This is a genomic window from Stenotrophomonas sp. YJH_SMC_69 (assembly GCF_059370495.1).
In genome coordinates, this window is sequence record NZ_JCAFTS010000021.1 from 1 (window position 1) to 16405 (window position 16405).

The following is a 16405-nucleotide window of genomic DNA, read 5'->3' on the forward strand; positions in this document are numbered from 1 at the left end:
GCGGTAGTGCCGGCCGCTGGCCGGCAACCCATCTGCTGCGGTAGTGCCGGCCGCTGGCCGGCAACCCATCTGCTGCGGTAGTGCCGGCCGCTGGCCGGCAACCCATCTGCTGCGGTAGTGCCGGCCGCTGGCCGGCAACCTCATGAACGATTGAAGCATCACCTGGATGCCGGCCAGCGGCCGGCACTACCAGAGCATCAGCGCTTCAGCTGCGCCAGGATCTCGCGGGTCATCGGATCGGCAACCGCCACATCCTCGCCCTGCAGCGCCGGCAGCAGGCCACTGGCCAGTTGCTTGCCGAGCTCGACACCGAACTGGTCGAACGCGTTGATGTTCCAGATCACCGACTGCACGTACACGGCGTGTTCGTACATGGCGATCAGCGCACCCAGTGCCTGCGGGGTCAGCGCGTCGAGCAGGATCAGCGTGCTCGGCCGCCCGCCCGGGTAATCACGGTGCGGATCGTCGCTGCTCTGGCCATTGGCCAGCGCCTCGGTCTGTGCCAACAGGTTGGCCAGCAGGGCCTGGTGATTGGTCGTGTAGGGATCATCGTTGTGCACACAGCCGATGAAGTCGGCCGGAACGACGCTGGTGCCCTGGTGCAGCGCCTGGAAGAAGCTGTGCTGCACATCGGTGCCTGCCCCACCCCACCACACCGGCACGGTGTCGGTGGTGACCGGCGCACCATCACGCTGCACGCGCTTGCCCAGGCTTTCCATCACCAGCTGCTGCAGGTAGGCCGGCAGCAGCGCCAGACGCTGGTCGTAGGTCATCACCGCATGCGTGGCATGGCCCAGCAGGTTGCGGTTCCAGATGTCGGTCAGGCCATGCAGCACCGGCAGGTTGCGCTCCAGCGGTGCATCCAGCGCATGCGCATCCATCTGTGCGGCGCCTTCCAGCAGCTGCTCAAAGCGCTCGAAGCCGATCGCCAACGCGATCGGGAAACCGACCGCCGACCACAGCGAATAGCGGCCACCCACCCAGTCCCACATCGGCAGTACGCGATCGGCGGCGATCGCGAAGGCCTTGGCGGCGCGATCCGGATTGGCGCTGACTGCATACAGGCGCTCGCTGCCGCCCAGCCAGTCGTGCAGGATCTGGCCGTTGAGCAGCGTTTCCTGCGTACCGAAGGTCTTGGAGATGAGGATGCCGGCGGTCTTGGCCGGATCCAGCGTGGCCAGCGTGCGCTGCATGGCGGCGCCGTCCACGTTCGAGACGAAATGCACGCGCAGGCGCGCACCGCTGACCGGACGCAGCGCGTCGGCGACCAGGCGCGGGCCAAGGTCGGAACCACCGATGCCGACGCTGACCACATCGGTCACGCCACTGTCTTCCAGCGCGCGCACCAGCACGCCCATGCGCTGGCGGATCGCGCGCGCGGTGGCATAGGCCTCGGCCGCCACCGGCGCATCGACCACATCGCCGCGCAGCGCGGTATGCAGCGCGGCGCGCCCTTCGGTCAGGTTGACCTGTTCGCCGCGGAACAGGCGCGTGATGGCACCACCGACATCACGCTCGGCAGCCAGCGCCAACAGCGCCTGCAACGCCGCGGCATCGTATTTCTGCCGGGCGAAATTGACGTACAACGGACCGACCCGCAGCGCCAGCTCCTGTACACGGCCGGGTTCGGCGGCGAGCAGGCTGGGAATGCTTGCGCCCTTCAGGCGCTGGGCGTGGGAATGCAGCGAGTCGAATCCGTTGTTCGTTGTCATGCGGCCTGGGTCGGGATCGTGTCGTTGGTGTGGGTGATCTGGTTGTTGCCATCAACGTACACCAGCTTCGGCCTGAAGCTGTCAGCTTCCTGCTCGGTCATGCTGGCGAACGCGGCGATGATGATGATGTCACCGACCTGCACGTGGCGCGCGGCGCCACCGTTGAGCGAGACAACGCCGCTGCCGGCTTCGGCGCGGATGGCATAGGTCGAGAAACGCGCACCATTGGTCACGTCCCAGATGTGCACCTGCTCGAACTCGCGGATGCCGGTGGCAGCCAGCAGGTTGTCATCGATGGCGATCGAGCCTTCGTAGTTCAGCTCGGAATGGGTGACGGTGGCGCGATGGATCTTGGTCTTGAGCAGGGACAGGTGCATGGGGGCGCTGCAACGGCAAAGGAAAGAGCGGATTCTAGCACCCGCGCAGCGCGGGGCATCACGGCCGGCAACCTGTTCAGGTAGGCGGTGAAACCGGGGTCAGAACCCTTTTCCCCTGGAAAAGGGATCTGACCCCATGCATCGCGCGGCGCCGCCGGAACTCAGAACTCCAGGTTGTCGATCAACCGGGTGGTTCCCAGGCGCGCGGCAATCAGCGCCACGCGGCCACCGCCGTCGAAGGTCGGCTCGGCCAGCTCCGGGGTGCGCAGCACCGCGTAGTCGACCTGGAACCCGGCTGCCTGCAATGCGGCCGTGGCGTCGGCTTCGATGCGATCACGTGCCTGCCCCGCCACGTAGCCCTCGCGCATGCCCAGCAGGGTGCGGTGGATGGTGGTCGCGACCGGGCGCTGTTCGTCGCTCAGGTACTGGTTGCGCGAACTCTTGGCCAGGCCATCCTCGTCGCGCACGATCTCAGCACCGACGATCTGGATCGGGAACGACAGCTCGGCCACCATCTGCCTGATCACGGCAAGCTGCTGGTAGTCCTTGCGGCCGAACACGGCCACGTCCGGCTGCACCTGCAGGAACAGGCGCGCCACCACCGTGCAGACGCCATCGAAGTGCCCCGGGCGGCTGGCGCCTTCCAGCACTTCACTGACACCCGGCGCGTGCATGCGCGTGGTCCTGTCCACGCCCAGCGGATACATCGTCTCCACGCTGGGCAGCCACACGGCATCGCAGCCGACCTGCTCCAGCCCGGCCACGTCGGCCTCGGGCGTGCGCGGGTAGCGACTGAAATCCTCGTTGGGGCCGAACTGGGTCGGATTGACGAAGATGCTCGCCACCACCTTGTCGGCGTACTGGCGGGCCAGGGTCACCAGCGAATGGTGCCCCCCATGCAGGTTGCCCATGGTCGGCACCAGCGCCACGCGCAGGCCCTCACGCTTCCACTGGGCGATCTGCTCGCGCAACGCGCCGAGCTCGTTGAAGGTCTGGATCATTGGGCGTAGGCGTGCTGTTCGTCGGGGAAGCTGCCGTCGCGCACCGCGTCGGCAAAGGCGCGGGTGGCACCGGCCACCGAGCCACCTTCGGCAAGGAAATCCTTGACGAACTTGGGACGGCGATGGCCACTGTCCAGGCCGAGGAAATCGTGCAGCACCAGCACCTGGCCATCGCACTGCGGGCCCGCGCCAATGCCGATGGTCGGTACATCCACCGCAGCGGTCACCTCGGCAGCGACCGGGGTCGGCACGCATTCAAGCACCATGATGCTGGCGCCTGCGGCGGCCACGGCCCTGGCGTCCTCCACCAGCTGGCGCGCAGCATCGCCGCGGCCCTGGATCTTGAAGCCGCCCAGTCGCAGCACCGACTGCGGGGTCAGGCCGAGGTGCGCGCAGACCGGAATCTCGCGCTCGACCAGGTAGCGGATGATGTCGACCTTGAAGCCGGCACCTTCGATCTTGACCATCTCGGCACCGGCCTGCAGCAGCTGCAGCGAGGCATCCAGCGCGCGTTCCGGGGTGGCATCGGCGCCGAACGGCAGGTCGGCCACCAGCAGCGCACGCTGCAGCACGCGGGCCACGGCCCGGGTGTGGTAGACCATGTCGGCCACGGTCACCGGCAGGGTCGAATCATGACCCTGCACGACCATGCCCAGCGAATCGCCGATCAGGATCAGGTCGACGCCGTTGGCATCGAAGGTGCGGGCGAAGCCGGCGTCGTAGGCGGTCAACATGACCAGCTTCTGGCCATTGCGCTTGGCCTCGGCCAGGGCGGGAACGGTCCAGGGCTTGCTGTCTGCGTGGGTGCTCATGTGCTGATAACCGGGGGAGATAACCCGGGCATTATCACCCTATCGGCGCGATCCCGCAGGCATCGACCCGCATCACTGCATCCTGCACGCGTCCATGGCCAGGAATTGTAAGTTCCGGCGCGATTTCGGCCAGCGGCACCAGCACGAAGGCACGCTCGTGCAGGTACGGATGCGGCACCTTCAGCCCAGGCTGGTCGAGCGCCTGCGCGCCATACAGCAGCAGGTCCAGGTCCAGCGCGCGCGGGCCCCAGTGCACTGCCGGATCACGCGTGCGACCGAAGCGCTGCTCCAGCGCCAGCATGGCCTGCAGCAGCTCATCGGCCGGCAAGGTGGTTTCGACCGAGGCCACCGCATTGACGAACGGCGGCTGGTCTTCATTGCCCCAGGCCGGCGTTGCGTAAAGCCGCGAGGCCTGGCGCAGCCGGGTCCCGGGCAGGCCGTCCAGCGCGGCAATCGCCGCGCCGACGGTGGCGGCCGCGTCGCCGAGGTTGGCGCCGAGGCCGATCCAGGCGAGGGTCATCGCTTACTCGCCCGCTGCACCGGCCGCGGCACCCGGACGACGGCGGCGACGGCGGCGCTTGCGCGGCGCTCCGCTCTCGTCATCGCCATCTTCGCTGTGCATCGCATCCAGCGACGACTCCAGCTCACGACCGGACTGCGCCTGCGCTTCGCGCCAGAACTCGACATCGGCGGCGTGCTCGGACGACGCCACCTGGCGCAGGCTGAGGAAATCGAACGCGGCACGGAAGCGCGGATGGGTCAGGGTGCGGAACACGCGCTTGCGCTGGCGCGAGCTGAAGCGCGACTGCAGCAGCCAGATTTCCTGCATCGGCAGCGAGAAGCGGCGCGGCAGCGCGATGGTGCTCAACTGCTGCACGGTGACGCGGTCGGCGGCGCGGCGCTGCGCCTCTTCCGGTGCCACGCCCTGCTTGAGCAGGGTCGCCTGTGCACGGCAGAACGCCGGCCACAGCAGCAGCGCGAACAGGAACGCCGGCGAGACCGGTTCGTCGTTGGCCACCCGCGCATCGGTATTGGCCAGGCCCTCGACCAGCATGCGGCGCAGCGCGCCGGTGCGGTTGGCTTTCAGCGCCTTGGCGCTTTCCGGGAACAGCACGTCGAGCAGGCCGTAACGCTCAAGGCCTTCGAAGCTGGCCACGCCGTGTCCGGACAGGAACAGCTTGAGCACTTCCTCGAACAGGCGCGCTGGCGCGGCTTCGTTGAGCAGGCCGGCCAGGTGCGGGATCGGCGCGGCAGTACCCTCTTCGATCTGGAAGCCGAGCTTGGCCGCCAGGCGCACCGCTCGCAGCATGCGTACCGGGTCTTCCTGGTAGCGCTGCACCGGGTCGCCGATCAGCTTCATCAGGCGCGCCTGCACGTCCTCGAAACCACCGGTGTAGTCGCGCACCGAGAAGTCCTCGATGGCGTAGTACAGGGCGTTGCAGGTGAAGTCGCGGCGGATGGCGTCGTCTTCGATGGTGCCGTACACGTTGTCGCGCACGAGCATGCCGTTTTCCATCTCGCGGTCGCCGCTGCCGTCATCGCTGTTGGCACGGAAGGTGGCGACTTCGATGATTTCGCGACCGAACACTACGTGGGCGAGGCGGAACCGGCGGCCGATCAGGCGGCAGTTGCGGAACAGCTGCTTGACCTGCTCGGGCGTGGCGTCGGTGGCCACGTCGAAATCCTTGGGTTGGCCATTGACCAGCAGATCGCGCACCGCGCCGCCGACAAGGTAGGCGCCGAAGCCGGCATCGCGCAGGCGGTAAAGCACGCGCAGGGCGTTCGGGCTGATGTCCTTGCGGGAGATCGTGTGCTGGTCGCGCGGGATGACGCGCAGGCTGAACGGTGATGTAGCAGAGGAAATGATGTTGGCGCTTCCGGTTGAAGTTTCGGGATTGCCCAATGGCATCGAGGTGCATATACTAGCGCTCCTGCCTCGGCAGCGACACAGTTACGCTCCCTTCGTCTAGTGGTTAGGACGTGGCCCTCTCAAGGCTAAAACAGGGGTTCGAGTCCCCTAGGGAGCGCCAGTCGCCGCAGCAGGAACCGAAAAAGCCCGCCTTGTGCGGGCTTTTCTGTTTTCCGGGATTGCAGTGATTGCGGTCGGGTTGGTCGCTTTGGCGCCTCCCTGCAATCGGCTCGAGCCGGTGGGGTCACCCAGGGCAGGACACGCCGTGAACCCATCCATGGGGGCTCGATGGCGCCATCCTTGGCGCCAACGGGTCCTGCCCTGGGTGACCCCACCCAACTCTGGACGGTTTCCCGCCAGCTGCGGCAACAACCGACCAGCGCTTCGCCGCATCCGCACGCACCATGAAACTGTCAGGAGGGGGCAGGCCGCCCTCTCCAGGACCGTGAGCACCATGGATGGGCTCTTGCGTGTCCTGGAGAGGGCGGCCTGCCCCCTCACACTCTGGACAAGCAGGCGCCAACGGAACGCAACCGAAGCCAGTCGCCGTCAGCCTTCCATCTGCTCCAGCTCCTTGCCCTTGGTCTCGCGTACGTAGCGGACCACGAAGACGATCGAGAGGATCGCCGCGACCGCGTAGATGCCATAGGCGCCGGCCAGGCCGATGCCGGCCAGCAGCATCGGGAAGGTCACGGTGATCGCGAAGTTCGAGGTCCATTGCGCCGCACCCGCCACCGCCAGCGCCGGGCCGCGGATCTGGTTGGGGAACATCTCGCCCAGCATCACCCACATCACCGGGCCCCAGGACATGTTGAAGAACACCACGTAGACGTTGGCGGCGACCAGCGCCAGCCGCCCCATGCCATCGGACAGCTGCAGGCGCCCGCCGGCCAGGCTGCCGCTGGCAAACGCCACCACCATCAGCACCAGCGCCACCGACATGCCGACCGAGCCGACCCACAGCAGCGGCTTGCGCCCGATGCGGTCGATCAGCAGCACGGTGAGCAGGCAGGCGCCGATGCTCAGCGCGCCGGACAGCACATTGATCAGCAGTGCGTCGCTTTCAGAGAAGCCCACCGCCTGCCACAGCACCGCGCCGTAGTAGAACACCACGTTGATGCCGACCAGCTGCTGGAACATGGCCAGGCCGATGCCCACCCAGAGGATCGGGCGCAGCCTGCCGGTAGCCCTGCTGCGCAGGTCGCCGAAGCGCGGCTTGTGCTGGTCCTGTTCCAGGCTGGCTTCGATCTCGGCCTGCTTGGCCCGGGCAGCGGCCTCGCCGTACAGTCGCGACAACACCGCCCTCGCCTGCCCCTGGCGGCCCTTCAGCACCAGGAAGCGCGGGCTTTCCGGAATCACCAGCAGCAACAGCAGAAACAGCGCGGAGGGCAGCGCCTGCATCCAGAACATCCATCGCCAGGCTTCGTGGCCCAGCCACAGCGGCTCGGTCGAGGCGCCGGCGGCGCGGGCCAGCAGGTAATTGCTGAGGAAGGCCGCGAACAAACCGCAGATGATGGCCATCTGCTGCACCGTGGCCAGCCGGCCGCGATAGCGCGCCGAGGCGACTTCGGCGATGTAGGCCGGTGACATCACGCTGGCCGCCCCCACCGCAAAGCCGCCCAGCACGCGGGCCGCGATGAACAGCCAGGACGCGTGGGCCGCCCCGGCGCCCAGCGCCGAGACCAGGAACATCAGCGCGGACACGATCAGGACACCACGGCGCCCCAGGCGGTCGCCCAACCAACCGGCCAGGAATGCACCGACCGCGCAGCCCAGCAGCATCGAGGCAACTTCGAAACCCAGCGCCGCCTCGCTGGAGTTGAAGGCCTGGCGCAGGCCATCGACCGTGCCGTTGATGACACCACTGTCGAAGCCGAACAGGAAGCCACCAAGCGTGGCCACGCAACTGATCAGGACGATGAACGCCGTGTTTTCACCACCGTGGGAGGCGGTGCGGGACGGGGCCTGGGACATGGACGATCCTGCTGGGAAGGGAGCCCGGCCACCAGGACCGGTTGTCGCGCAGCCTCGCACACGCCCTGCCGTGCCGCCAATGGCCGCGCCTGCCAGACGCCCGTTTTCCGTCCCATCCCGACACCGGGGGCCAACCTGTTCTAGAATTGGCGGGTTCAGGAATCGATCCACCCCCAGCCCATGCCCTTTGTCGTCACCGAAAACTGCATCAAGTGCAAACACACCGATTGCGTGGAAGTGTGCCCCGTGGATTGCTTCCACGAAGGCCCGAACTTCCTGGTGATCGACCCGGATGAGTGCATCGACTGCACCCTCTGCGAGCCGGAGTGCCCGGTCAACGCGATTTTCCCCGAGGACGACGTCCCCGCCGGCCAGGAAGGCTTCGTTGCCCTCAACGCCGAGCTGGCGAAGGAGTGGCCGGTGCTGACCGTGCGCAAGGACCCGCCCGCCGACGCCGGCGAATGGGACGGCAAGCCGGACAAGCTGAAGCTGCTGGAGCGCTGAGAAGCGCCCGCGGCGGCAACAGAAAAGGGCGCCCATGGCGCCCTTTTCTGTTCTCGGCAGGTGCCAACCTTGGTTGGCACAAAAGCGCCGACCAAGGTCGGCCTCTACCAAGGCACGTCTTCCGGTAGGTGCCAACCTTGGTTGGCACGGAAGCGCCGACCAAGGTCGGCCTCCACCAGGGCGGCCCTTACTGAGCCAGCTTCGCCTTCAGCGCGGCGATCAGCTTCACCGGCGCTTCGGCGGTGGCCGGCAGGCCACGCGGGTCGACCGCGGAGATGTAGGCACCTGCATCAACCGCCACCACGCGGACCAGGAAGTTGCTGCCTTCGTAGGCCACGTCGTACGAGCCAAGCAGCTGCGCGCGGCTGGCAATGGTCACGCCTTCCACGCCTTCCAGTGCGGTACCGACCTTGGCGAAGGCTTCATCCTTGCCACCGGCAATGGTGAAACCGGTGTTGCCCACCGCCGGGGCTGCGGCGACCGGCGCCGCCGGCTTGGTGGCCGAGGCCAGTGTCGGCACCTTGTTGTCGGTGGTGGCGTTGGGCAGGTTCAGGTCCGGCGGTACTTCCAGCGGGCGCATTTCCGGGGCCAGGGCGTAGTCGCCCTTGACGCCACGCTTGAAGCAGCCGGTGGTGCCGGCCGCAACAGCTACAGCAAGCAGGGCGTAGGACAGCACGCGGACAGTGGAAACGGATTGACGCATGTGAATCTCCTGGGTCAGACCAAGACGGAAGGTCAGTGGCTGGAAAGGGCTTCGAGGGCGGCGATGTCGCCGGCAAGGTGGTCGGCCGCGGGATGATGTGCTGCCGACAGCGGCAGCAGCGGCAGGCGCAGGTCATGGCCGATGCCGATGCGGCGCAGCAGCGCCTTGACCGGGATCGGGTTGGGTTCGACGCCACAGAAATCATGGAAGGGATGCAGGCGCGCGTCCCACGACTCGGTGGCTTCGTGGTCGTGCGCGGCAGCCAGCTCGCACATCCGGCGATACGCGCCCGGAAGCACGTTGGAACCGACCGAGATCAGGCCATCGATGCCGGCCCGGATCGAACGCGCGGCGGTGCCGTCGTCGCCACTGAGCACCGCGAACGTCGGGCTGCGCAGCGCCAGCAGCGCCTGCACCCGGCCGGTGTCACCCACCGCTTCCTTGATGCCGACGATATTGGGGTGGCTGGCCAGTTCGGCCACGGTCTCCGGCTGCATGTCGCAGCCGGTACGGCCGGGCACGTTGTACAGCACGACCGGCAGCCCGCCCTGGTCGGCCACCGCGCGATAGTGCGCGATCAGGCCAGCCTGCGTCGGCCGCACGTACGGCGGGGTGACCACCAGTGCGTGGCTGGCGCCAAGGGCGGCGGCACGGCGGGTCTGTTCGATGGTCTTGGCGGTGCCCGACAGGCCGGTGCCGGCCATGACCGGGATGCGGCCGCCGATGCGTTCGACGGCGCTGGCCAGCAGCTGGTCGTACTCGGCATCGGTCAGGGTCGCCGCTTCGCCGGTCGAGCCAGCCACGACAACGCCATGGACGCCACCCTCCAGTTGCAGGTGCAGCAGGCGCTGCCAACCATCGGGATCGAGGGCGCCGTCGGCCCGGAACGGGGTCGCCAGCGCGGTGATGAGGCCGGAAAGGGACAAGGACGTGCTGCTCTTGGCTGGGAAGGGAAACGCCCGCCACGAAAGGCTGGGGGCGGCCTGAATGTTACTTGCGGCGCGAAAGCACGGGCAAGTATGCTGGACACCGGTGGATCCCCGCCTCTGGCGGGCATTCAGACTCACGCATGCATTACCCGGAATCGCCTTGACCGACACCACCCCGCGCCCCGCGCCGAGCGAAAACCACCTCCTGATCAACGCCTATACGACGCATCCGGAGTCCCCCCTGCTGTCCGTCACCCGCCGCATCGCCGACAGCGGCTGCAACCTGGTGGACGCACGCCTGGCCACGGTCGGCCGCGATGTCTCGGTCACCGCCCTGGCCACCGGCTCCTGGGACTCGGTGGCCAAGCTCGAGGCGATGCTGACCCGGCTGGAGCGCGAGGAGGGCCTGAAGCTGGTCTGGTACCGCACCGCCGCCAAGCAGGCGCAGTCCAACCTGCTGCCGTACATCGTCGAAGTGATCGCCGCCGACAAGCCGGGCATCCTGTTCCAGCTGGCCGACTTCTTCGACCGCCAGGGCATCACCATCGAGAACCTACAGAGCACGCGCTACCGCGCCATGCAGACCGGTGCGGAAATGTTCAGTGCACAGGTCACCATCGGCGTGCCGGCCAACATGCACATCGCCGCGCTGCGCGACGATTTCCTTGAGTTCTGCGACCACCTGAACCTGGACGCGATCATGGACCCGATGAAGTTCTGAATGAATTCCTGATTTTTCGCGCGCCTCTCACGGGCGCGTGGCGTTTCATGCAATTGTCTTGGAAAGAACCCAGGCTCGACAGAAGGACCTCATGAACAACGGCGATACCCTGGACAGCACCACCCTCTCCCTGCCGCTGGCGCTGTCCGGTGGCGACCAGGCCACCCTCGGCGACTATGCCGGCCAGTGGCTGGTGTTGTACTTCTACCCCAAGGACAGCACTCCCGGCTGCACCACCGAAGGTATCGACTTCAACGCGCTGCTGCCGAAGTTCAAGAAGGCCGGCGCGGTCGTGCTGGGCGTCTCGCGCGATTCGGTGAAGTCGCACGACAATTTCTGTGCCAGGCAGGGCTTCGGCTTCCCCCTGGTCAGCGATGGCGACGAAGCGCTGTGCAGCGCCTTCGACGTGATCAAGATGAAGAACATGTACGGCAAGCAGGTACGTGGCATCGAACGCAGCACTTTCCTGATTTCCCCCGACAGCCGCATCGTGCAGTCCTGGCGCAAGGTCAAGGTCGCCGGCCATGCCGATGCCGTTCTCGCCGAACTGAAGGCCTCCCAGTCCAAGTGAGTCCCACTGCCTACTGTGTCTGCCATCACCCTGCCCGGCAGCAGGCCGTGGTGGTTTTTCCCTGTCCGTAACCAGGAATCGACGATGACCCGAGGCAAGCGCATCTACGTGCTGGATACCAACGTGCTGATGCACGATCCGACCGCGCTGTTCAAATTCGAGGAGCACGACGTTTACCTGCCCATGCAGGTGATCGAGGAGCTGGACAACGGCAAGAAGGGCACCTCCGAAGCGAGCCGCAACGCCCGCCAAGTGAGCCGCTTCCTCAACGAGCTGGTGCAGGCCTCCGGCCTGGACAACCTGGCCGACGGCATTCCGCTGCAGCGCCCGAATGGGCTGCAGCTGCGCGGCAAGCAGAGCGCCGGCAAGCTGCGCTTCCAGACCAGCCATTTCGACGCTGGCAAGAGCTTCGGCAAGGTGATCCCGGACAACGCCATCCTCGGCGCGATCCTGGCCCTGAAGGAAGAAACCCCCGACCTGCCGGTGGTGTTCGTCTCCAAGGACATCAACCTGCGGATCAAGGCCGCCATCGCCGGCATCGTGTCCGAGGACTACGAGAACGACCGCGCGCTGGACGATTTCAGCCTGCTCTACACCGGCGCTACCGAGCTGCCGGAAGACTTCTGGAAGCGCCACGGCGACGACCTGCGCAGCTGGAGCGACAAGGGCCGTACCCATTACGAAATCCAGGCGCAGGACGGCGAGGAGTGGTACCCGAACCAGTACGTCTACCTGCCCGGCGAAGATGAAGTCGAGCTGCGCGTCAGCCGCGTGGTCGGTGACGGCAAGGTGGTGCTGTCGCTGGTCGATGATTTCCGCCACGGCAGCCACGCCGTGTGGGGCATCAGCGCACGCAACCGCGAGCAGAACTTCGCCCTCAACGCACTGATGGATCCGGAGATCGACTTCGTCACGCTGCTGGGTACCGCCGGCACCGGCAAGACCCTGCTGGCGCTGGCCGCCGGCCTGGCGCAGACGATGGACCAGCAGCGCTACCGCGAGATCATCATGACCCGCGCCACGGTCAGCGTCGGCGAAGACATCGGTTTCCTGCCCGGCACCGAAGAAGAGAAGATGACGCCGTGGATGGGCGCGCTGACCGACAACCTGGAAGTGCTCACGCACAACCAGGAAGGCGGCACGTGGGGGCGCCAGGCGACCAACGACCTGCTGGCCAGCCGCATCAAGATCCGCTCGATGAACTTCATGCGCGGCCGCACGTTCCTGTCGCGCTACCTGATCCTGGACGAGGCGCAGAACCTCACCCCGAAGCAGATGAAGACGCTGATCACCCGCGCCGGCCCCGGCACCAAGATCGTCTGCCTGGGCAACGTCGAGCAGATCGACACCCCGTACCTGACCGAGACCACCTCGGGCCTGACCTACGCGGTGGATCGCTTCAAGAACTGGCCGCATAGTGCACACATCACCCTGCGCCGTGGCGAGCGTTCGCGCCTGGCCGATTACGCTTCGGAGGTGTTGTGAACCGCCGCACCCGCCTGCTGCTGCCCACGGCTGCAATCACCCTCGCAGCCGTGCTGGGCGCCTGCACCACTACGCGCGGCCCGGCCAGTGTGCCCACCGCCGAGCGCACCGGCCAGTCCTGGGTGGTCACCCGCCCGATCATCGCCGCGCAGGTGCTCGACACCTGCTCGCGGCCCAGCCCCGGCCGCGAGGCCGGGCGGGTCAGCGGCTACTGGGCACCCAGCCGGCAGCAGATCGACCAGCTGGAAGCGAACCTGTCTTCGCTGGAGGCCCAGGTGCCGAAGGTGCTCGACTTTGACCGGCAGTACGTCGGCATCGAAAGCGCAGGCCGACGCCTGATCTACATCAATGCCTTCCACCTGCCCGACGACAGCGGCATCAATCCGGCCCGCGAAGCGATCCGCGTCTGCGATGGCGGCGCGCAGTTCTGGGGCGCGGTGTTCGACCCGGCCAGCAACACCTTCAGCGAGCTGCAGTTCAACGGCGGCTTCGGCGGGCCCTGAGGGGCCCCGCCGATGGGAATACGCCTGCCCACCTGGGTCTGGATCGGCGCGGTCGCGCTCTCGTGCGTGGCCGGCATGGTCAACGTGGTCGGCTTCCTCGGTTTCGAGCACCAGGCGGTCAGCCACATGACCGGCAGTACCAGCCAGCTCGGCATGGCACTGGCCCAGGGTGACTGGCGCGCGGTCGGACACCTGTGGGGACTGCTGATCGCGTTCTCGCTGGGCGCAATGCTCAGCGGCCTGCTGATCCAGGACAGCACCCTGCAGCTGGGCCGACGCTACGGCGTGGCGCTGGCGCTGGAGTCAGCACTGTTGCTGGTAGCCATTCCGCTGTTCGAACGGCACCAGATATGGGGTGCACTGGCCGCTGCCATGGCCTGCGGCCTGCAGAATGCGATGGCCACCACCTTCAGCGGCGCGGTGGTGCGCACCACCCACCTCAGCGGCATGTTCACCGACCTCGGCATCGGCTTGGGCCACCTGCTGCGCGGGTTGCCACTGCAGGTACGGCGACTGACCCTCAGCGGCCTGATCATCAGCGGCTTCCTCGCCGGCGGCATCCTCGGCGCCTGGCTGTTCGTGCGCTGGCAGTACGACGCCCTGCTTGCCCCCGCCCTGCTGACCGGCCTGACCGGACTGGGTTATGTGCTGTACCAGCAGTGGGCGCGTTGGCGGCATTGAGGGCGGCGCTCCGGGGGGTCAGATCCCTTTTCCTGCGGAAAAGGAATCTGACCCCATCTATCAGCGGCGACGCTACCTCCTTTACGGTGACCACGGCACAATCGCTGGATGAGCCCGACCACTCCCGTTTCCGCCCTCACCATCGCCGGCTCCGACTCCGGTGGTGGCGCCGGCATCCAGGCCGACCTGAAGGCCTTCGCCGCACACCGCGTGCATGGCCTTTCCGCGATTGCTGCACTGACCGCGCAGAACACCCGCGGCGTCATCGCCGTGCATGTGCCGCCGATCGATTTCCTGCGCGCGCAACTGGACGCCTGCTTCGACGACTTCGACATCCACGCGGTGAAGCTCGGCATGCTGGCCAACGCCGAGGTGATCAATGCCGTCGCCGATGCATTGGAGCGCCATCGCCCGCCACACGTGGTGCTGGACCCGGTGATGGTCGCCACCAGCGGCGCGCGCCTGCTGGAAGACAGCGCCCTGCAGGCGATGCGCGAGCGGCTGATCCCGCTGGCCACGCTGATCACCCCGAACACGCCGGAAGCAGAGCTGCTGGTCGGACGGAAGATCGGCGACGGCGATGACGCGGAGCGCGCCGCTTCCGCCCTGCTCGACCTGGGCGCCGGTGCGGTGCTGCTCAAAGGTGGCCATCTGCAGGAAGGCAACCGCGTGATCGACCGCTACTTCGACGGCGTCAGCAGCGAAGAATTCATCCATGCCCGCCTGCCGCTGGACGCACATGGCACCGGCTGCACGCTGGCCTCGGCCATCGCCGCGCAACTGTGCAACGGCTTGAGCCTGGCCAATGCCTGCGAAGCCGGTATCGACTACGTTGCACGCGGCCTGCAGCAGGGCTATGCCCCCGGCCGCAGCGAGGTGCTGGTGCTCGATCACTTCGGCGCGGCACCACACGCATGAGCCTCACACCGGACGTCCTCGCCGTGCAGTGCGCTGATGGCCATCGCTACGAAGTGATTGCCTGCGTGCCTGCACAGCCCATCGCGCGCCTGCTGTGGCTGCCTGCACTGGGCGTGGCCGCGCGCCACTACCTGCCGCTGGCGCAGGCGCTGGCGGCGAAGGGCGTGGCGGTGTACCTGCACGAGTGGCGCGGCAATGGCAGCAGCTCACTGCGGCCGTCGCGCACGCAGGACTGGGGCTATCGCGAGGTACTCGAACAGGATCTGCCCACCAGCCAGGCGGTCCTTGTCGCGGCGGATGACGAGGCCGGCGCGCTGCCCTGGATCATCGGTGGCCACAGCCTCGGCGGTCAGCTGGCCTGCGTGCATGCCGGCCGCAATCCGCAGCACTTCAACCGCTTGTGGTTGGCGGCCAGCGGCTCACCGTTCTGGCGCGACTTCCCGCCACCGCGGGGCTGGCTGCTGCCACTGGTCTACCGCTTCCTGCCGTGGATCGCACAGCGCCAAGGCGTGCTGCATGGCCGGCGCCTCGGCTTCGGCGGCACCGAAGCGCGCGGACTGATCGCCGACTGGGCGCGCGTGGGCCTGAACAACCACTATGCCGCGGCCGGCATGGACGAAGACCTCGACGCACAGATGGCGCGCGTGCATGGCAGCGCGCAGGCGGTGTTGATGGAACACGACTGGTTGGCACCGACCGGATCGATGCAGACATTGCTGGCCAAGCTGCCGAATGTGGACGCGCAGCTGCGCGTGCTGTCGGCGCAGGAACTGGGCACGCGTGCGGATCATTTCGCCTGGTTGAAGGCCCCTGACGCTGTGGCGGACCGCTTTTTCATTCAGTTGGATGAAAATTTTCACAAAACTGTTGACGGTACGCGCCGACATCCGCATAATTCCGCTCCTGTCGCAGGGCGCCCGTAGCTCAGTTGGATAGAGTACCTGGCTACGAACCAGGCGGTCGGGAGTTCGAATCTCTCCGGGCGCACCACTCGACAGGTTTTCAGCATCCGCCGCTGGAAATGCAGTAAAATTTGATTGTGTACCGCGCGCCCGTAGCTCAGTTGGATAGAGTACCTGGCTACGAACCAGGCGGTCGGGAGTTCGAATCTCTCCGGGCGCACCATACACAGTCAGCACAACAAGTTTATGTAATTGGCGCCCGTAGCTCAGTTGGATAGAGTACCTGGCTACGAACCAGGCGGTCGGGAGTTCGAATCTCTCCGGGCGCACCATTACACCGAAACAGCAGGCCTCGGCCTGCTGTTTTTTTATGCGTGTTTTTCGGCAGGGCTGCGCCCTGCACCCCTGGTAGTGCCGGCCGCTGGTCGGCAACCTCAACGGCAACAGCAGAAGCTGGCATTCCGTGGGTTGGCGGGGCGGTGTCGGATTGCGGGGACGCCGCAAGTACGTCCATGTAGCAACTGTGTTGATGGAGGGGCTTGGCCCCTCCATCAACACAGTTGCTACATGGCGATCGTCGAGATCCAGGCTTACACGGCGGCCCACGCCGGCTCTCGACACCTACGCTGCCAGATTCCGATCAGATAAGGCTTGGCAGCCGCATCCATGCGGCTGACACCCCGCACTCCGACACCGCCCCACC

At 66.8% G+C, this 16405-nt stretch carries 17 protein-coding genes and 4 tRNA genes; 12 read left to right on the forward strand and 9 right to left on the reverse strand.

The window, feature by feature from the left end:
• Positions 1-197 precede the first annotated feature (197 nt).
• The 6 genes from pgi to pcnB form a co-directional block, all read right to left on the reverse strand.
• Positions 198-1712 (reverse strand): glucose-6-phosphate isomerase, encoded by a 1515-nt coding sequence (gene pgi, locus AC5P8F_RS20410; RefSeq protein ID WP_014646752.1) that lies wholly within the window; start codon positions 1710-1712, stop codon positions 198-200.
• Entirely contained in the window at positions 1709-2089 is a 381-nt protein-coding gene (gene panD, locus AC5P8F_RS20415) for an aspartate 1-decarboxylase (protein ID WP_014646751.1), read from the reverse strand. Before panD ends, pgi begins: the two co-directional genes overlap by 4 nt.
• A 161-nt stretch (positions 2090-2250) precedes the next feature.
• Positions 2251-3090, reverse strand: a complete 840-nt coding sequence (panC, locus tag AC5P8F_RS20420) for a pantoate--beta-alanine ligase (protein ID WP_014646750.1) — start codon at positions 3088-3090, stop codon at positions 2251-2253.
• Positions 3087-3902: a 3-methyl-2-oxobutanoate hydroxymethyltransferase gene (gene panB, locus AC5P8F_RS20425; protein ID WP_014646749.1), complete on the reverse strand. Its 816-nt coding sequence runs from the start codon at positions 3900-3902 to the stop codon at positions 3087-3089. Before panB ends, panC begins: the two co-directional genes overlap by 4 nt.
• A 34-nt stretch (positions 3903-3936) precedes the next feature.
• Positions 3937-4422 carry a 2-amino-4-hydroxy-6-hydroxymethyldihydropteridine diphosphokinase gene (gene folK / locus AC5P8F_RS20430; RefSeq protein WP_032960824.1) on the reverse strand — a complete coding sequence of 162 codons (486 nt, stop codon included), beginning with the start codon at positions 4420-4422 and terminating at the stop codon, positions 3937-3939.
• 3 nt (positions 4423-4425) lie between these two features.
• Entirely contained in the window at positions 4426-5805 is a 1380-nt protein-coding gene (pcnB, locus tag AC5P8F_RS20435) for a polynucleotide adenylyltransferase PcnB (protein WP_032960826.1), read from the reverse strand.
• Between the two features lie 52 nt (positions 5806-5857).
• On the opposite strand from pcnB, the gene AC5P8F_RS20440 reads away from it, so the two are divergent.
• A tRNA-Glu gene (locus AC5P8F_RS20440) sits at positions 5858-5932 on the forward strand.
• A gap of 428 nt (positions 5933-6360) precedes the next feature.
• Here the strand turns inward: AC5P8F_RS20440 and AC5P8F_RS20445 are convergent.
• Positions 6361-7785, reverse strand: a complete 1425-nt coding sequence (locus tag AC5P8F_RS20445) for a sugar porter family MFS transporter (RefSeq protein WP_111205693.1) — start codon at positions 7783-7785, stop codon at positions 6361-6363.
• 180 nt (positions 7786-7965) lie between these two features.
• Between AC5P8F_RS20445 and fdxA the strand changes: the two genes are divergently transcribed.
• The gene (fdxA, locus tag AC5P8F_RS20450) at positions 7966-8289 is read left to right on the forward strand and encodes a ferredoxin FdxA (protein WP_005409054.1); all 324 of its coding nucleotides are present in this window, start codon (positions 7966-7968) and stop codon (positions 8287-8289) included.
• Positions 8290-8476: 187 nt separating this feature from the next.
• Here fdxA and AC5P8F_RS20455 read toward each other — a convergent pair whose 3' ends face one another.
• The gene (locus tag AC5P8F_RS20455; RefSeq protein WP_032960832.1) at positions 8477-8992 is read right to left on the reverse strand and encodes a hypothetical protein; all 516 of its coding nucleotides are present in this window, start codon (positions 8990-8992) and stop codon (positions 8477-8479) included.
• 32 nt (positions 8993-9024) lie between these two features.
• Positions 9025-9918: a 4-hydroxy-tetrahydrodipicolinate synthase gene (gene dapA, locus AC5P8F_RS20460; protein ID WP_032960833.1), complete on the reverse strand. Its 894-nt coding sequence runs from the start codon at positions 9916-9918 to the stop codon at positions 9025-9027.
• A 163-nt stretch (positions 9919-10081) separates the two neighbouring features.
• Between dapA and AC5P8F_RS20465 the strand changes: the two genes are divergently transcribed.
• The 10 genes from AC5P8F_RS20465 to AC5P8F_RS20510 all read left to right on the forward strand — a co-directional run bounded on the left by AC5P8F_RS20465 (position 10082) and on the right by AC5P8F_RS20510 (position 16034).
• The gene (locus tag AC5P8F_RS20465) at positions 10082-10642 is read left to right on the forward strand and encodes a glycine cleavage system transcriptional repressor (protein WP_005409051.1); all 561 of its coding nucleotides are present in this window, start codon (positions 10082-10084) and stop codon (positions 10640-10642) included.
• A 91-nt stretch (positions 10643-10733) separates the two neighbouring features.
• Positions 10734-11213 carry a peroxiredoxin gene (locus AC5P8F_RS20470; protein ID WP_014646743.1) on the forward strand — a complete coding sequence of 160 codons (480 nt, stop codon included), beginning with the start codon at positions 10734-10736 and terminating at the stop codon, positions 11211-11213.
• Positions 11214-11297: 84 nt separating this feature from the next.
• Positions 11298-12698 (forward strand): PhoH family protein, encoded by a 1401-nt coding sequence (locus AC5P8F_RS20475; protein WP_014646742.1) that lies wholly within the window; start codon positions 11298-11300, stop codon positions 12696-12698.
• On the forward strand, positions 12695-13201 hold the full coding sequence (locus tag AC5P8F_RS20480) for a hypothetical protein (RefSeq protein WP_014646741.1): 507 nt from the start codon (positions 12695-12697) through the stop codon (positions 13199-13201). The genes AC5P8F_RS20475 and AC5P8F_RS20480 overlap by 4 nt, the downstream gene beginning before the upstream one ends.
• A gap of 12 nt (positions 13202-13213) precedes the next feature.
• The gene (locus AC5P8F_RS20485) at positions 13214-13882 is read left to right on the forward strand and encodes a YoaK family protein (RefSeq protein ID WP_032957720.1); all 669 of its coding nucleotides are present in this window, start codon (positions 13214-13216) and stop codon (positions 13880-13882) included.
• Positions 13883-13990: 108 nt separating this feature from the next.
• Positions 13991-14800: a bifunctional hydroxymethylpyrimidine kinase/phosphomethylpyrimidine kinase gene (thiD, locus tag AC5P8F_RS20490; protein WP_495228902.1), complete on the forward strand. Its 810-nt coding sequence runs from the start codon at positions 13991-13993 to the stop codon at positions 14798-14800.
• Positions 14797-15723, forward strand: coding sequence for an alpha/beta hydrolase family protein (locus AC5P8F_RS20495; RefSeq protein ID WP_495228904.1), 927 nt, complete (start codon positions 14797-14799; stop codon positions 15721-15723). Before thiD ends, AC5P8F_RS20495 begins: the two co-directional genes overlap by 4 nt.
• Positions 15714-15790, forward strand: a tRNA-Arg gene (locus tag AC5P8F_RS20500). Before AC5P8F_RS20495 ends, AC5P8F_RS20500 begins: the two co-directional genes overlap by 10 nt.
• A 58-nt stretch (positions 15791-15848) precedes the next feature.
• Positions 15849-15925 (forward strand) — tRNA-Arg (locus AC5P8F_RS20505).
• Positions 15926-15957: 32 nt separating this feature from the next.
• Positions 15958-16034 (forward strand) — tRNA-Arg (locus AC5P8F_RS20510).
• Positions 16035-16405 lie beyond the last annotated feature (371 nt).

Excerpts from the sequence above, each read along its gene's own strand:
- pgi (WP_014646752.1), bottom strand. The coding sequence starts at position 1,712 with ATGACAACGAACAACGGATTCGACTCGCTGCATTCCCACGCCCAGCGC.
- panD (WP_014646751.1), bottom strand. The coding sequence starts at position 2,089 with ATGCACCTGTCCCTGCTCAAGACCAAGATCCATCGCGCCACCGTCACC.
- panC (WP_014646750.1), bottom strand. The coding sequence starts at position 3,090 with ATGATCCAGACCTTCAACGAGCTCGGCGCGTTGCGCGAGCAGATCGCC.
- panB (WP_014646749.1), bottom strand. The coding sequence starts at position 3,902 with ATGAGCACCCACGCAGACAGCAAGCCCTGGACCGTTCCCGCCCTGGCC.
- folK (WP_032960824.1), bottom strand. The coding sequence starts at position 4,422 with ATGACCCTCGCCTGGATCGGCCTCGGCGCCAACCTCGGCGACGCGGCC.
- AC5P8F_RS20445 (WP_111205693.1), bottom strand. The coding sequence starts at position 7,785 with ATGTCCCAGGCCCCGTCCCGCACCGCCTCCCACGGTGGTGAAAACACG.
- fdxA (WP_005409054.1), top strand. The coding sequence starts at position 7,966 with ATGCCCTTTGTCGTCACCGAAAACTGCATCAAGTGCAAACACACCGAT.
- AC5P8F_RS20455 (WP_032960832.1), bottom strand. The coding sequence starts at position 8,992 with ATGCGTCAATCCGTTTCCACTGTCCGCGTGCTGTCCTACGCCCTGCTT.
- AC5P8F_RS20470 (WP_014646743.1), top strand. The coding sequence starts at position 10,734 with ATGAACAACGGCGATACCCTGGACAGCACCACCCTCTCCCTGCCGCTG.
- AC5P8F_RS20475 (WP_014646742.1), top strand. The coding sequence starts at position 11,298 with ATGACCCGAGGCAAGCGCATCTACGTGCTGGATACCAACGTGCTGATG.
- AC5P8F_RS20485 (WP_032957720.1), top strand. The coding sequence starts at position 13,214 with ATGGGAATACGCCTGCCCACCTGGGTCTGGATCGGCGCGGTCGCGCTC.
- thiD (WP_495228902.1), top strand. The coding sequence starts at position 13,991 with ATGAGCCCGACCACTCCCGTTTCCGCCCTCACCATCGCCGGCTCCGAC.
- AC5P8F_RS20495 (WP_495228904.1), top strand. The coding sequence starts at position 14,797 with ATGAGCCTCACACCGGACGTCCTCGCCGTGCAGTGCGCTGATGGCCAT.